This window comes from Ruminococcus sporogenes, assembly GCF_054655175.1.
Map to the genome: position 1 here is coordinate 613,927 of NZ_BAAHOA010000001.1, position 15,490 is coordinate 629,416.

Genomic DNA, 15,490 nt, shown 5'->3' on the forward strand with positions numbered 1-15,490 from the left:
GAAAAATGCTTGTTGGGATAATCCCAAACCCTTATACCGAAAGGCGGCGCGGAAATGGAAAACCGAAAGAGAAATATACAGATGAAGTTTTACGTTACGGAAGAAGAAAAGCGGCTGATCGACGAAAAGATGAAGCAGCTTCCTATCCGGCAATACGGCGCATACTTCCGTAAAATGGCGATAGACGGGTATATTCTTGTCGTTGACCGAAGCGACACCAAAGCATATATCCGGGAACTGCAAGCGGTGAGCCGGAACATCAACCAAATTGCAAAACGCGCCAATGCGACGGGGACAGTTTACAGGCAGGATATAGAGGACATTAAAAAGGCGGTGGGCGAGATATGGCGGTTACAAAGACGCACCCTATTAAATCAACCTTAAAGGCTGCGATAGACTATATCTTAAATCCCGAAAAGACAGACGGGAAGCTGCTTGCGTCCTCTTTCGGCTGCGGGCTGGAAACCGCCGATATTGAGTTTGCATGGACGCGGGAAGCTGCCGGAGATCGCGGCACACATTTAGGGCGGCATTTGATACAGTCTTTCGCGGTGGGAGAAACCACCCCGGAAAAAGCGCACAAAATCGTAATGGAACTTGCGCAAGCGATTTTAGGCGGCAAGTATGAGTTTGTTTTGACAACCCACGTCGATAAAGACCATCTGCACAATCACTTGATTTTTAACTCGGTCAGCTTCGTTGACTACAAAAAGTACCATTCCAACAAACAAAGCTATCACCATATCCGGCGTACCAGCGACAGGATATGTAAAGAGCATGGGCTATCCGTCGTCGTGCCGGGACAGGACAAGGGGAAAAGCTATGCGGAATATACCGCCGAAAAGCAAGGTACAAGCTATAAAGCCAAGCTGAAAACGGCGATAGATACCCTCATTCCCCAAGTGAAAGATTTTGACGAACTGCTGCGCCGCTTGCAGGAAATGGGGTATGAAATCAAACAGGGCAAGTATATTTCTTTCCGCGCTGCCGGACAGGAACGGTTTACCCGCGCAAAGACGCTCGGCGCGGCATATACGGAAGAAGCGATAAAGGAACGTATCAAGGGCGTGTATGCTGCCAAAGCAAAAACGCTGCGGGAAGATAAGAAAATCCGGCTTGTCGTTGATCTTGAAAACAGTATCAAAGCCCAACAGTCGGCTGGCTATGAACGGTGGGCGAAAATCCATAATCTGAAACAGGCTGCTAAAAGCATGAACTTCCTAACCGAAAACAAGATTGAGTATTATAGCGAACTTGAAAGCAAAATCGCGGATATTATGACCGCCCATGACGCGGCGGCAAAGGCGGTTAAAGAATTGGAACAGCGTATGTCTGATTTATCGCTGCTTATCAAGCACACCACCACATACCGACAGTTAAAACCGATTTACGATGAATACCGAAAATCGCCGGACAAGGAAAAGTATCTGCGGGGACATGAAAGCGAAATTATCCTGTTTGAAGCTGCGGCAAGGGCATTAAAGGAAATGCAGATAAAGAAGCTGCCCGATCTCGCCGCGCTGCGCAAAGAGTATAGCAGCTTAAACGACAGGAAAAGCAAATTGTATGAGGATTATCGGCAAGCCAAGAAGCAAATGCAGGAATACGGCGTTATCAAAAAGAACGTTGACAGTATTCTATATCCGTCCCAAAGCAAGGCAAAAGAACAGGAACGGGGGTAAGAACGTAGATTTCTTTACAATAACCTGTTACAATCAAACTATATTCAAAGAACAAAGGAAGTGTATATATGGGCTATTTAGCGGCGGCGGGAGCCTATTTAATAATCGGTCTTGTAGTTAGCTTTATCCTTATGGTAGTGGGGCTTTTTATCGGACATATCATCGTTTTTGACAGTATCGCCCTCGGTATTATATCCGGCGTGTGCTGCAATCACTTTTTCACGCTGCACCCCGCCTTGTGCGTGCTGATCGGCGCGGCTGTATTCGCGCTGCTGCTGTTTCTCCAAAAAACACGTTTTGGATTTTGGGTAATCGGGGTGCTGCTGTCCGCTGCCTGGGCGGTCATTTTCGGGCTGCTGGCGTTTATTATCTCCAATGCAGATCAACTTTGGTTTTATGTAGTCTGCGGGCTTGCTTTTATCGTCATGCTGCTGCTTCATATCAAGGCAAGAGATAAGGCATAAAACAAGGGTAGCAAGTGGAACGTTAAGGGCTAAAAACGCCTGTGTTTCTGCGGCTTCCAGAGCGCGAAAAGGGCATGGACGATACTTTATACTCAAACCTCAAAAAGTGCCTTTCTAATATTCCACGAAAAAGCAAAAAAGAACGGGGCGCGGTGCCGACAATCGGCAACCGCACCTAATCTCACTCATGGTAGAATTATAAACAAAAATATGATATAATTTGCAAAATATCAAACATACAAAACTGCCGAGGTAGATATATGAATATAGAAAACTACATTGAAACCCAATATAGAAAATTGCGCGAGAGCAGCGAGTTAAATGCAGAGTTTGCAGACCTGTATTCAAACATTAACCATGCAAAGTTAAGGGAAATATTTACTATTTTACATTACAACTTTACTTCATTATTTAGAAGCATGAATACAAGATTACCGACGGGAGTAAATGGTGCGCATTTTTGGGCGGCTGAAAGTAGGCAGTTGATAAGCACAATAGAAATCACATTAGGGCTCTTTAACACGCTAAAACGCACACAATATTCATTTGATATAGATGATTATTATTTTGACATAATAAAAAAATGTCGTGACTTTTTAAGTTCAAGTGGTGGTAGTGAAATACCCCCACATATGCAGCAAATAGAGCTATATTATACTATCCCCATTTTTAAAACCTCATTATCAATAACAGTAGATAACACTTTTGCCAAAAGCTCATTTGAACTTAAACAAATTGGTAGTGGTTCGTATGCTCATGTATATAAATATAAAGACGAGTTTTACAACAAACTATTTGTTCTAAAACGTGCTAAAAAGGATTTGAATGAAAAGGAATTAGCAAGGTTTAAGAGAGAGTTTGAAGAAATGCAAGAGTTTTCTTCACCATATATTCTTGAGGTATATTGTTATAATGAAAATAATAATGAGTATATTATGGAATATATGGATTATACATTAGATAAATATATTTTACAAAACAACTCCGAATTAACAAAAGTCCAGAGGAAAAGCATAGGGCAACAAATATTAAGAGCATTTAATTATATTCATTCTAAGGATAGATTACATAGGGATATAAGCCCCAAGAATATATTACTTAAAAAATATGATGATACAGTCGTGGTGAAAATTGCAGATTTCGGATTAGTAAAGGTTCCCGATAGCACTTTGACGACGGCAAGTACAGAATTCAAAGGGTATTTTAACGATCCCTCGCTCATTCTTGATGGATTTGATACTTATAATATCTTGCATGAAACATACGCATTGACAAGAGTAATTTATTTTGTAATGACAGGTAAAACTAATTCAGATAATATTTCAGATCAAAAATTAAAGGAGTTTGTTCAAAAGGGGCTTCATTCTGATAAATCCATTAGATTTCAAAATGTTGCTGAAATGCTCGAAGCGTTTCGAGCCATATAAAAACGGGGCGCGGTGCCGGCAATCGGCAACCGCGCCCCGCTTCGTTATGGGTTATTCGTCGTCGGTAAGAGTAAAGACAGTTTCGGAAAATGCGCTGTCCGTCATGGTTTGCAGCTTGTTTACTGCTGCGGTGGCAAGCTGGCGCATATCCTCGTCCATGTAGGGCATGGCAGAGTTGATATTATCGATCGTCCTTTCCCGGCTGTCCTCGGCGTAAATCGCAATTATGTTTTCTTCCTCAATGGTAAAGCGGATATTCATACTATCAAACCTCCAAATCCTTTTTCTGCTCTTTCTGCTTGTCTTTCGGCTGCTGCGCTGCCTGTTTCTTGTACTCGTCCAGCTTCTTCAAAATGGACGGTTTCTTTTGCGGCTGCTCCCGTTTCTCGGCTTTTACCGCTTTCGCAAGGTCGGTAACGGAGATCGCTTCGCCCGCCTTTGCCCGCTGCTCCAAGTCTGCGACGGTGGGCGTTTGCGGCGTGTTATTGATAATCCCGTCAAAGTTGTTGTCGTTCTGCTCTACAATGTCCTCAACGTGCTTTAAGGGATTATCCCGCTGCGGCTGCTCGGCGGCTATGGCAAATGCCTGTGTGCCGTTTCCCATAATGAGATACTTCCCGTCCTCCGACGCATGATGAAAACCAAAGCCCGCCGCTTCGATCTGTTCGCGGCTCATGTCGGTAATGCAAAAGTTTCCTCGCGGCGTTCTGACGGTTTCGCCCGTCATAAGGCTTTCGGGGGTCGCTTCCGGCTGCTGCTTTTCAAGCTGCCCGTCCTTGTAGGAATACCCTTGCGCCGCGATTGCTTCAAGGGTCTTGCCCGTAACGTCGCCATAAATCCGCTTGTCCGCGTCTACAAGCAGTTGCAGCGTATCTTTTACGGTATCGGATAGGGCTTGCTGCTGTTCGGGAGATAGCTTATCAAATACGGGGGTCTGCTGCGCTTGCTCCTGTAAAAACTCCGGCACTTGCTGAAAACCTATGCTGTCTACATAATGGGCGGTGTTCTCGCCGTTCTGATGAAGCACAACAATGTCGGAAACGGAAAGGCTATGCCCCTTGAAATCGGCGGGGTGGTCGATATTAAACTTTTCCCAAATGCCGCCAAGCGTCATATCCTTTGTAAGCGGTGCGGTATAGACGAGTTCATAATTTGCCTGGTCAACGGTATGCCCCGTTGCTTGCAGACGGTCGAAAGGCTCAAAGCGCAAATCCATAGTTTCCTCTCTGCGGGCTAACTGATAAATCCCGTAGCTGTCCTCCTTGCCGTTGAGAAGCAAGGTTTCTTTTGTTTTCGCTTCCTGCTCCTGCTCGGCTTGCCGCTGCTGCTGCAATTCGGTAAAATGCCCCTCGATCTCGGTAATGAGTTCCTTTGCGGTTGCCTGTATCGTTTCAAGGGACGCTTTTAATTCGGTCATTTCCTTGCCGCTGCTCCACCCGGCAACATACCCGAAAGAGTAATCCGACGTATCAAGCCCGAAATGCTGACACACCGTATAGGCAACGCTTTCAGCCTGTACCTCGCGGCTGCGGCGGTCAACGCGGTTTTGTTCCTCCAGCGGGGCGTTTAAGTCCACGTCATGCAGCTTCGCATGGGCGATTTCGTGAATGGCAGTTTTTACCGCTTGTAACTCGCTCACGCCCTCTTTGATAGCAATTCGCTTATCGGTCAAACTGAAATATCCGTTTGCGCCGTTTGTGATCTGCTCAAAAGCAATCGGAACGGGGGACGCTTTTTCAAGGGCAGCGAAAAAGTCCTCGTACTGTTCCACATCGGCAAGCATCGGTTTCACGGAGAGGTCGGGGAACTCCTTGCCCTCGGTCTGCGAAATGTCAAAGACGGTTACAACCTTAAAGGCGGGAACGGTAACTTCCTTTTCTTCCTTAACCGTCTTTCCCTCGCTGTCAAGTATGGGCTATTGTGAATAGCCCTTTACCAAATTGCCGCCCTGCATGGCAATTAGGATAGTGTTATTCAAGCTGTAATCGTGAAACTTTGACATAGCCGTTAAAAACTCTTTGTAGCGGTCGCTGTCAAAAATTGCTTGTATGCCCTGTTCCAAACGGGCGGTGATCTCCTTTACCTTGTCGCCGGGTTTTTCAGAAGAAAGGATAATCGGCACGACGGGGCGGGGCTGCGGCGGCTCGGCGGTCGGTGTTTCTGTCTGCTGCGCTTCGGCTGCGTCCATAAAGGCTTTATCCTGTTCGCCGCGCTCCGGCTGCGGGTAACTCATAATGCGGTATTCCTCCGGCACTTCGCGCCCCTCAAATTGACGCTCCCACTCGTCGCCGCTTTCGACGAGATAGCCGTATTCGGTAAACGCGCCCTTTTCCTGCTCGGCGGCATTCCTGCCAAAAGCGGTAAGGTCAATCCCGCCTTTCCATTCTTCGGGCATTTGTACCATGCCGGATTGATTTAAGTAGTAGTCGCCCAAATCGCGGTAGGTATGTACTTCGGGAATATGGACGTAAAAATCCACGTTGTAGGTGAAGTCGATCACCTGTCCGATGTTCTCAAAGCCGTTTTTCTGTTGCAAAGCTGCGTTCAGCTTGCCGATCTCGGCGGGGTCTAACTGTTCAATCCGCGCCGAAAGAAAATTGAGTTCGTCTACGTTGGCGGCGCATACCATGTCATAAGGCAAGGCAATATGTTTTTCCGGGTCGTCGGAAAAGCCGCGAATGGAAAAATCCTGCGGGTTGTCGGCGGTAATGCCGACGCTCTGCATAGCTTCGTGAAGCTGCTCCTTTGTGGCGGGCATATCCAGCCAATAACCGCCGGGGTCGCCCGCTTCAAAACGGCTGCGGTTGCCAATCATAATAGAAAACTGTTCGCTCATGTGTTCACGCTCCTTTTGCTGCCCGGTAGTTTCGGGGATAGCTGCCGCCTGTGGCTGCTGCTGCGGGGGTTCCTCGCCCTCAATGGTATAGCCCGGTAAAAGCATACCGTTTACTTTGAAATGCTCGGCGTACTCCTGCGGGATAGGCGGGGAGATTTCCGTAAACAGACGGTCGTATGCTTTGATACGTCCATTCAGATACTTTTCCATAGCCGCCTTGTCGGAAAAAACCTTTCTGTCCTGTCCGGCAATCTTCGCTTGCCCGTTCCTGTTCGGGCTGTTGGTATAAACGCCCCATGTGAGAGAATAAGAGTAAGGGACGCTTTGCTGCTTCTCCCTGTCGTAACGGGTGTTTTCGTAAATGTGGTAGTTCATCTGATATACCCGGTTGCTGCGGGTATATCGGTCATATTCGCCTTTCTGCCACTCGTTAGAAGTGTGCTGCACAACGGTTGTCCTTGTGTATTCAATCGCTTTGTCAAGCAAAAGTGTTTTGCCCGCCTGTTCCTCCCATGCGGCGGCTCGGCTTGAGAGATCGTTAAAAATCGCCTGTTCCGCTGCCGCGCTTTCCTCGCGCATGGCGTGTAGCTGTTCCAGCGGCAAAGAAACATAGGGGGCAATCTCCCCGTCCTTTGCTTCAAAATATATCCGGCGTTCTATCCGCATGGTTTCGGCGGTTTCCAATTTGTCATGGTCGTATGAAGAATACGGCATATTGTTTCATCACGTCCTTTCTCGATTTTTAAGGGTTTGGGACTATCCCAACAAGCAAAATGCCCGCGCTTCCCATAGAGCAGCGCGGGCATTTCTCGCAAACGGGTACTCGTTTGCTGTGCTTGCTATGTAGTTGTTCTTATCCGTAAACGCCTGTTTCTCTCGCTTTCCGCTTTCTGTCTGCGGCGTATCTTTGCCGCGCAATCGGGACAGTATTTCGCCCGGTTGCTTCCCGCCGCAAACGTGCTGCCGCATACCGCGCAACGCTTCAAATCGGTTTCCCCGCTGCGGGTGATCTGTTCGCATAGCTGCCTGTCTGCGGGTAAAACCGCTTCGCGGAAATAACGGCATAACAGCGAATAGCTGATACTCTGCACACAAACGCAAGTTTCCCCGTCGTCCAATAGCAGACAGTTCCCGCAATCGTTGTTGGCGCACGCGGCGCGGGTCATTTTCTTAACGGCTCGATACTGCTTTTCATCAAGCCTAATCATTTTCGGTTCTGCTCGACGCGGAAGTTTACATACTTGCCGCCTGTGTCGGCAAGCAGCACAACCCCGTCAAAGGTCTTTCCCGTTTTGGTGGAGTACATACCCTTGATTTTTACCTTTCCGTCTTTCAAAAGGGCGGCGGCAATCGCCTTTGTGAAAGTCTTTTTGCGCTGCTGAAAGAACAAGTCATTTTTCCACATGACAAAGCTGCAAGCCATGTCGGAACAGTAGTAGTTTTTCTTGCCCTCGTAAACTGCCGCGCCGCAACGGGGACAAGTGCCGATTGCTTCCCGCTGCGGGGTAAACAGCTTCGCTTTATCTTCGGAAATCGCGGAATAGGTTTTGACAAGCCCCGCTGTCATTTCCTCAATGCTGCGCATGAAATCGTCCGGGCTGTCGCTGCCTTTGGCAATCCCGGTAAGGCGGGTTTCCCATTCTGCCGTAAGCTGCGGGGACGTAAGGACTTCGGGCAGAATAGCGGCAAGGTTATACCCGTCCTTTGTGGGGATTAGCTTTTTGCCCTTGCGCTCGGCAAAGCCCGCGCTAATGAGTTTTTCAATGATACCCGCCCGCGTTGCGGTAGTGCCTAACCCTTTGCGCTCTGCGTCCTCGTCCTGTTCCTCGGACGCGGCGCGGGACAGCTTTTCAATCTCACGCCACCCCTCGCAAAGCGTCGTCTTTCCCTTTGCGGTAAAGGTATAGCCGCCGCAAGAGATAGCCGCTGTAACCGCTTCATATTCATAGGGCGCGGCTGCGGCGCAAAGCAGCTTCGCGCACACAAGGGTCATAAGTTTTATTTCGCTGTCGGCAAGGGAAGAAAAGCCCGCTTTCAAAAACTCGGCTGTCGGCAAAATAGCGTGGTGGTCGGTTACTTTGCTGTTGTCGCAAACCCTTGTAAGGTCTGCTTGCAGCTTCACGTACCGCATAAAGGGAAGCAGCGAACAAAGCCCGGTAATGAGTTCCTTTGTGCTGTCCTGCATATCGGAAGTGATATATTTACTGTCGGTGCGGGGATAGGTCAAAAGCCGCTTTTCATAGAGGGCTTGCGCATAATCAAGGGTCTGTTTCGCCGTAAATCCATACAGGCGGTTAGCTTCGCGCTGCAACGCGGTAAGGTCAAACAGCTTCGGCGGGGCAACGGTCTTTTTCTCTTTTTTGAGGGAAGTACAAACGGCTTGCGATTCCTCGCAAGCCGCTTTCATCTGCTGCGCTGCCGCTTCGTCGTTCAGCCTTTCGGACAAAGCCGAAACACCGCCCGCGTCCAGACGGACAACATGATATTTTTCTTTCTTAAAGCTGCTGATCGCATAGTCGCGGTTTACCAGCATGGTAAGGGTGGGCGTTTGCACTCTGCCAACATTCAGCGTTTTGTGATAGAGGATAGAGAAAAGGCGGGTCGCGTTAATCCCGACAAGCCAATCTGCCTTTGCTCTGCAAAGCGCGGATTGATAGAGGTCGTCATAGCTGCGCCCGTCTTTGAGGTTTGAAAAGCCCTCGCGGATTGCGCTTTCTTCCATGCTGCTAATCCAAAGGCGGGAAAAGGGCTTTTTGCAATTTGCCTGTTCATAGACAAATCGAAAAATGAGTTCTCCCTCGCGCCCGCTGTCGCACGCATTGACAATTTCGGAAACGTCGCTGCGGTGCATAAGGTCTTTGAGTACGGAAAACTGCTGCTCCTTGCCGCTGGCAACGGTAAACTGCCAATCCTGCGGGACAATGGGGAGATCGTCATACTTCCATTTTCGGTACTGCTCGTTGTAGGTCGCCGCGTCCGCAAGGCTAATCAAATGCCCGATACACCAGGACACAAGGTAGCCGCCGCCCTCAAAATATCCGCTGCGCTTTTCATTCGCGCCAAGTACGGCGGCAATCGCCGCCCCGACGCTCGGTTTCTCTGCAATTACAAGTTTCATACTTCCTCGTCCTCCTGCTCGGTTTCTAATTCTTCCTCGTCCTCGTCGTCCTCGTCAAAGTCGAGATCGTCAAGGTTGCTGCTGCCTTTTGCCGCGTCCTTTTTGGGCTTCATAATCTTAAAGTAATAGAACGCGCCGCCGCCCACTGCGGCAAGAAGCAGCACGACAAGCAGAATAGCACCGCCCATGCCGCCGCCTTTATCTTCCTCCGGCTCCGGCTGCTCGGTTTCTTCCGGCTCCGGCTCGGCTTCCTTGCCCGCGCACTCGCTCATGTTGACGCTGCAAACGGGGCAATCGGTGTTGACGCTTCCGGCAACGCATTTTTCAGTACAGCTACAAGCGGGGGTTTCGGTCTGTTCGTCCTCCATAAGCTGCAAAAGGTCTTTTTCATCAACTTGATTGAGGAAATGGACGGTGTTTTCTCCGTCCTCGGCTCGGTCAATGATGATGTAAAAATAGTTTCCGTTTTTCGTAACGACGGTAACAAACTGCTTATCGCCGGACGCTTCGCCCGTTATGTCGTCCACAAGGCTCATGTTGCCCTCCGGCGTTAAGGGCTGCGGCTCATAGCCGCCTGTCGTTTCTTCCGGCTCGGTTTCGGTTACGGGGGTAGGCGGCTCGTCGCTCACATCACCGCCGCCCGCAAAAGCGGTAACAGAAAAGCCGCCCATGAGTACAAGGGCGGCAAGCAAAGCGGTAACGCTGCGGAACAGTTTTTTATGCTTCATCTTCGGTTTCCTCCTGTTCGTCGGTATAGTCTGCGTCCGGCTGCGGCAAGGTGATTTCGCCGCTGGCGTAAGCGGAGAGGAACGCGGCAAGCTGCGCCCCGTCAAGGTGTACCGCTTTCACCATTTGAACGATCTGCGCGTTTTCTTCCTCGATTTTCTGCGCTTCAAGGTCTTTCAGCCTTTTTTGGTATTCAAGGATTTTCGCCCTCGTTTTCTCAATATCCCTTTCGATACGGTCAAGTTTCGTGTTTGCCATAGAAATAAACTCCTTTCAAAGTCAGTTGTAATGTAGCCGCCCATAGGCGTAAAAATGGGATTGCCAATAGCTTGTATCAAGTTTTGCGTATTGTATCGGGTCGTCACAATGCAGCATGACGGGGCTTCCGTCCCCGTCCTCGCCAACGTAGATACCCACATGAGATACCCCCGGCGTGTCGTATGTACCCGTAAAGAAAACCAAATCCTCCGGCTGCGGGTTGGAAACGCGGGTTGAAATGTTGTAAAGCCCCTGCGCCCCAAGTCTGCCCGTATTGTATAAGCCGCTGTTCGTCAGCACATAGCTAACAAAACCGCTGCAATCAAAAGAGGTTTCCGGGCTGCTGCCGCCCCACACATAGGGAAAACCGACATACTTTTCCGCTTCCTCAATGAGCCGCGCAAACTGTTCATCTTCCAAATAGGCGGGCGGGATTTCATAATCCGCTGGCGGGTTTTCATAGTATTTTGAGATATAGCCGGATTGTGGGAAAAGATCGGGTCTGTTTCCAAGCGACGACATATACATAGCGTACATGGATAGCCGTTCCTCGCCCATAATGTAAACGGGAACATGGGAGAGGTTGAAGTTTTCCAAATCCACATTGAGAATGTAATAGTTATAGGGTACTTCAACGTCGTATTCGTTGCCCTCGCTGTCCGTCCGCGTTTCGGTGCGGTAGCGCACCTCGACTTCCTCCGTAACCGTCAAGATATACTGTTTATCAAAGAGCATTTCAAGGGTGCTTTGCGCTTCATCGAGAGTAAACACGCCCTCATGCCAAGCGGAGAGGATAGAGATTAGCACATACGGGTCATGCTCGATCTCGTCAGCCGTTACCCGGTATTCGTCATAGCCGGGGTATTCGCTTTCGATATTATCCAGCATATCCTGTAACTCGGCTTCCATAGCGACATACGCGCTTTCTGCGCCTGTAATATCCGCGTCCTCGGAGAGATAGGACGACGCAATCAAGCCGCTGCCGCTGTTGCCGCCGAACAGGGAACAAGAGGACAAGCCGCCGAAAAACAGAAGCACAATAAAGGCAATCCCGCCCACAATCAAACAGCCTTTCCAATGTCGGACGACAAAGAACGTCGCCCGTTTGGTTTCCTGCGCCGTTTTCTTTGCCGCCTTTGCGGTGGCTTCGGCGGTCTTTTTCACCTTGCCGCCTGTTTTCAACGCCTTTGCATACTGCTTTTTAATGCGCTGCTTTTGCCAAAAACGGGAAATCGGGTTGGAGTGCGCAAGGGCGGGGTTATCATGCAGCGCCTTTTGATAGAGGAAATCGGCGTTTGCCTTTGCTGCCTTTTTCTCGGCTGCTGCCGCTGCCCGGTAGGGTTTCAGCTTATGGCTGCGTATGCCGCGTTTTACTGCCCGCGTCGTCATGCCGCCCGCTTTCTCGCCCACAAGTTCTATCCTGTGTCCGCTTTCCACACCGACGTTTTCTTTCTCCACCTCATAGATTTTTCCATGTACGGCGGCGTCCAATTCCTGCGCCGGACGGGATAACGGGTTATGACGCAATTTGCCGTTTGGGGGCTTATCCGTCTTTTCATATAGACAAAATCGCTGTTTTCAAAAACATTTGAAACTTCTCTGCTCGTCAAAAGGTCTTTGATATTCTGCGTGATACCTGTCGGAATACCGCCCCACTTCCTAAAACGCTTCCAAATCTCGACGGAATAGGCGGCGGTCTGTTCCTCTTTCAAGAGCAAATGAAACTCGTCGATGTAATACCGCGTCGCCTTGCCCTCGCTGCGGTTTATGGTAACTCTGTTCCAAACCTGATCTTGCACAATGAGCATACCAAGTTTTTTAAGCTGCGTTCCGAGTTCCTTAATATCGAAACAGACAAGGCGGTTATGAATGTCAACGTTTGTCCTGTGGTTAAAAATGTTCAAGCTGCCGTTTACATAGAGTTCCAATGCCGCCGCGATACGCTGCGCTTCCTTTTCCGGCTGCTTCTTGATCTCGTCGTAGAGATCGCCCAAAATCGGCATATTCTCCGGCTTCGGGTCGGCAAGGTAGTTGCGGTACACGCTGATAACAGCGCGGTCAATCAAGGTCTTTTCGACAGCTTCCAGCCCGTTTTTACCTCCCATAATCAACTCACAAAAGGAAAGGATAAAATCGCTCTTTAAGGCTATGGGCGTGTCGCCCTCGCTGTAATTGAGGTTAATATCCATAGGGTTAATGTACTGCGTGCTGTTCTGCGATACCTTGATAACCTGTCCTTTCAAACGTCCGACAAGGGGGTAATATTCGGCTTCGGGGTCGCAAATGATAATATCATCTGCCGTAATGAGAAAAGCGTTTGTGATTTCACGTTTTGCAGAAAAACTTTTGCCGCTGCCCGGTGTGCCGAGTATCAAGCCGTTGGGATTTTTCAGCTTCTTTCGGTCGCACAAAATCATGTTGTTGGAAAGGGCATTTAAGCCATAATACAATGCTTCGCCGCTTTGGAACAGCTCTTGCACCGTAAAGGGAACGAAAACGGCGGTGCTGCTGGTCGTCAAGCGCGCTGGATATGGATAAGGTTATCCCCCAACGGGATAGAGGACATAAGCCACTGTTCCTGCCGGTAGTCAAGACGGGTTAAAATGCAGTTGTATTTCTGTGCGATTGCTGCCGCCCCAAATACTTCGTTATCCAATTTCTGCTTGGTATCTGCAAGGTTTAAGACAAGCAGCGTAAGCAGAAACATTCTTTCGTTGCGGCTCTGCAAATCGCGGAGTAGGTTTTTTGCTTCCCCGCCGTAGGTGGCAAGGTCGGACGGAATAATATCCATGTCATAACCGCTACGGATTGCTTTCTTTTGTTCTTCAATCTTCATGCGGTCAAGGTCGGTAATCTTGCGCTTAATCGTCTTGATTGCTTCGTTGTGGTCGATACTCTGAATGTGCAGATTGACGATAATCCCGTTTTCCGCGTCCATGAAGTCGGCAAGCATACGGTCGGAGAGTTCCGGCGCGACAATCTGCAAAAAGGAAACCGCGCCAAACTTGCCGCCCATTTGAAACATTCGCCCGTCGCCAAACCGGAAAGAGGACGGGGCGATAAAATCCTTGACAGACAGGCCGCTTGCGGGTAGCCACTCCCATTCAAAATGGAAGCGTTCTCCGTCCGGGTGGAACAGGCCGTGCAGCAGCGCAAGCCGCTGTTTCCCGTCCAGCGTCCGCGCCGCCGCGCCGATCACCTTAAAATGGTTGAGGGTGTCCGTTTCAATCCGGGCAAGCCGCGCCCGCGCCGTTTTAATGTCCTTTGCTTCCACCGTAAAGGTGAGAAACTTTGTCTTGATAAGCCCGTTGTTGCCGCGCTCCAACTGCGCCCGTAGCATTTCGGTGTATTCTGCCCGAATACTGTCAAAGTCGTCGTTCTGCGGCGCAATCGTGATACTGTTTCCCCAATCCTCCTTGTTTGCATAGCGGCTGATAAGGGACAGTTGCACGCTGATTGAAGCGTCGAAAGAGTTATACATATCGCAAAGGGCTTCAAAAATGGCGGTTTTATCGTCCGGCTGCGCAAGCTGATAGTTAATATCTTCAAACTCAATGCACTTTGAATACCGCCCGTTTGCAAGGCGGCAAATCCCGTCCTTATACATTCGCTCAAACGGTATGCTGTCCTGCGCCGTATGGGGCTTCCCGTCGCCCTTTGCCTGTCGGATAAGGGTATCTATCTGTTTTCTTTCCTGTCGGGAAAGTTTACGCTTTTCGTTTTGGGTGTTTTTCTTTTCCTTTGACAATCGCCCGTACCTCCTTATCTAATTGCTCTTGCCGCGCAAGGGCGGCATAAAAATTGTTGGTCTGATAAGGTCGCTCTTTGGGGCGAAGAAACTTCACTTCCACAAATTGCCGAATAATCACTTCCAGCGGTTGCCCGTTTTTCTCGTACATAGCAAGCAAAAACATAGGCAGCATGGCAAGCACCATGCACAATGCCGCTGCGCTCGTTCCAACGCTGCCTTTTACCAAAAAGAATAGCGGCAGTCCGATTGCTACCGCCGCGCTGAAACAAATTAGCTGTCGTTTGGTAAGGTTGAACATTACCTTGCTTTTGATTTTTGTTAAGTCCTTTGGGACGGTTACATACGCCATGTTCCACCTCCTTAATGTGCGCTAAATACCGACTTTGCAAGGCTCCCCGTTTTGAAAAGCGTAAAGCACAAGAGAACGGTATAGCCCATGCAAGCCCAGATCGCGCCGGATATGTCGTCGGTTGTGGCGATTGTCTGTATCAAAACCGCATAAATGCCGACGCACACTAAAATTAAAAACGCTTGAAAACCGAGCGCAAGCAGAGATTTTAAGTAGTTCTGTCCCATGCCGCCCCATTCACGATTTGCCATTGTCGCAATCGGGATAGGGGCAACGCTTGTTACAAGGTATATTTCGATCATGCGCCCATACACAACAAGCATAATGCAGATTGACAGGGCTTTCATGGTAAGGCCAACAAAAAGGGATTGAAACCATAGCCCAAGCAGCCCGCCGACGCTCATAGCTTCCAATTTTGCTTCTATGTCGGTGATTACGGTTGAAATATCAATGCTTGTGTCCGATATGATAACCCCCGCGCTGTCGTTGACAACGCTTTGTGTTACGTCGAACACGCCCATAACAATATTCCATGTGTTTGTTACCAGCAGCACCGCAACAAAAGTCTTGAAAATCCACTTGAAGAAAATCCAAGTGTCAAGATCGTGCAGATTGTTTTTCTCAATGACAAGCTGGATTAGTTCGTAGCACATGACAAAGGTAATGATAACCCCCGCAATCGGTACAATGACGTTTTCCGAAAGGCTGCGTATCATGTTGAATATGCCCGCGTTCCACCCGGCGGGGGTCGTGCCAACCTCCGTAGCGATATTGCCAACCTCTGTGTTTACGCTGTCGAACAGGCCGGAAAGGTTAGATAAAATCCCGTCTGTCAATATGCCGCGAAACCAATCTTCAATCATCTGCCATATCAATAGC

12 protein-coding genes and 2 pseudogenes are annotated in these 15,490 nt (G+C 49.2%); 4 read left to right on the forward strand and 10 right to left on the reverse strand.

Annotation, left to right across the window (positions count from 1 at the left end; all coding sequences use genetic code 11):
• The first annotated feature begins 54 nt into the window (after positions 1 to 54).
• The 4 genes from ACYQ0N_RS03310 to ACYQ0N_RS03325 all read left to right on the forward strand — a co-directional run bounded on the left by ACYQ0N_RS03310 (position 55) and on the right by ACYQ0N_RS03325 (position 3,573).
• Positions 55 to 384: a plasmid mobilization protein gene (locus ACYQ0N_RS03310; RefSeq protein ID WP_460161839.1), complete on the forward strand. Its 330-nt coding sequence runs from the start codon at positions 55 to 57 to the stop codon at positions 382 to 384.
• On the forward strand, positions 345 to 1,682 hold the full coding sequence (locus ACYQ0N_RS03315; RefSeq protein ID WP_460161840.1) for a relaxase/mobilization nuclease domain-containing protein: 1,338 nt from the start codon (positions 345 to 347) through the stop codon (positions 1,680 to 1,682). Before ACYQ0N_RS03310 ends, ACYQ0N_RS03315 begins: the two co-directional genes overlap by 40 nt.
• Positions 1,683 to 1,750: 68 nt before the next feature.
• Complete coding sequence (locus ACYQ0N_RS03320; protein WP_077734539.1) at positions 1,751 to 2,146, forward strand: hypothetical protein; 396 nt, start codon at positions 1,751 to 1,753, stop codon at positions 2,144 to 2,146.
• Positions 2,147 to 2,406: 260 nt separating this feature from the next.
• Positions 2,407 to 3,573, forward strand: a complete 1,167-nt coding sequence (locus ACYQ0N_RS03325) for a protein kinase domain-containing protein (RefSeq protein WP_460161841.1) — start codon at positions 2,407 to 2,409, stop codon at positions 3,571 to 3,573.
• Between the two features lie 51 nt (positions 3,574 to 3,624).
• On the opposite strand, the gene ACYQ0N_RS03330 is transcribed toward ACYQ0N_RS03325, so the two are convergent.
• The 10 genes and pseudogenes from ACYQ0N_RS03330 to ACYQ0N_RS03375 all read right to left on the reverse strand — a co-directional run bounded on the left by ACYQ0N_RS03330 (position 3,625) and on the right by ACYQ0N_RS03375 (position 15,474).
• Positions 3,625 to 3,834: a transposon-transfer assisting family protein gene (locus tag ACYQ0N_RS03330; RefSeq protein ID WP_460161842.1), complete on the reverse strand. Its 210-nt coding sequence runs from the start codon at positions 3,832 to 3,834 to the stop codon at positions 3,625 to 3,627.
• Positions 3,835 to 3,838: 4 nt separating this feature from the next.
• Positions 3,839 to 7,123, reverse strand: a pseudogene (locus tag ACYQ0N_RS03335) (YodL domain-containing protein).
• 125 nt (positions 7,124 to 7,248) lie between these two features.
• On the reverse strand, positions 7,249 to 7,617 hold the full coding sequence (locus ACYQ0N_RS03340; RefSeq protein WP_007709568.1) for a cysteine-rich VLP domain-containing protein: 369 nt from the start codon (positions 7,615 to 7,617) through the stop codon (positions 7,249 to 7,251).
• Positions 7,614 to 9,527 (reverse strand): type IA DNA topoisomerase, encoded by a 1,914-nt coding sequence (locus ACYQ0N_RS03345; RefSeq protein WP_460161843.1) that lies wholly within the window; start codon positions 9,525 to 9,527, stop codon positions 7,614 to 7,616. The genes ACYQ0N_RS03340 and ACYQ0N_RS03345 overlap by 4 nt, the downstream gene beginning before the upstream one ends.
• A complete protein-coding gene (locus tag ACYQ0N_RS03350; protein ID WP_460161844.1) occupies positions 9,524 to 10,255 on the reverse strand; it encodes a DUF4366 domain-containing protein in 732 nt (243 codons plus the stop codon). Before ACYQ0N_RS03350 ends, ACYQ0N_RS03345 begins: the two co-directional genes overlap by 4 nt.
• A complete protein-coding gene (locus ACYQ0N_RS03355) occupies positions 10,245 to 10,511 on the reverse strand; it encodes a DUF4315 family protein (protein ID WP_460161845.1) in 267 nt (88 codons plus the stop codon). The genes ACYQ0N_RS03350 and ACYQ0N_RS03355 overlap by 11 nt, the downstream gene beginning before the upstream one ends.
• A gap of 21 nt (positions 10,512 to 10,532) precedes the next feature.
• Positions 10,533 to 11,900, reverse strand: coding sequence for a C40 family peptidase (locus ACYQ0N_RS03360; RefSeq protein ID WP_460162164.1), 1,368 nt, complete (start codon positions 11,898 to 11,900; stop codon positions 10,533 to 10,535).
• Positions 11,901 to 12,067: 167 nt separating this feature from the next.
• Positions 12,068 to 14,259 (reverse strand): annotated as a pseudogene (locus tag ACYQ0N_RS03365) (VirB4-like conjugal transfer ATPase, CD1110 family); the annotation flags it as partial.
• Positions 14,219 to 14,611, reverse strand: coding sequence for a PrgI family protein (locus ACYQ0N_RS03370; protein ID WP_006774460.1), 393 nt, complete (start codon positions 14,609 to 14,611; stop codon positions 14,219 to 14,221). The pseudogene ACYQ0N_RS03365 and the gene ACYQ0N_RS03370, both read right to left, overlap by 41 nt.
• Before the next feature lie 11 nt (positions 14,612 to 14,622).
• Entirely contained in the window at positions 14,623 to 15,474 is an 852-nt protein-coding gene (locus ACYQ0N_RS03375; RefSeq protein WP_460162165.1) for a VirB6/TrbL-like conjugal transfer protein, CD1112 family, read from the reverse strand.
• Between the last annotated feature and the right edge of the window lie 16 nt (positions 15,475 to 15,490).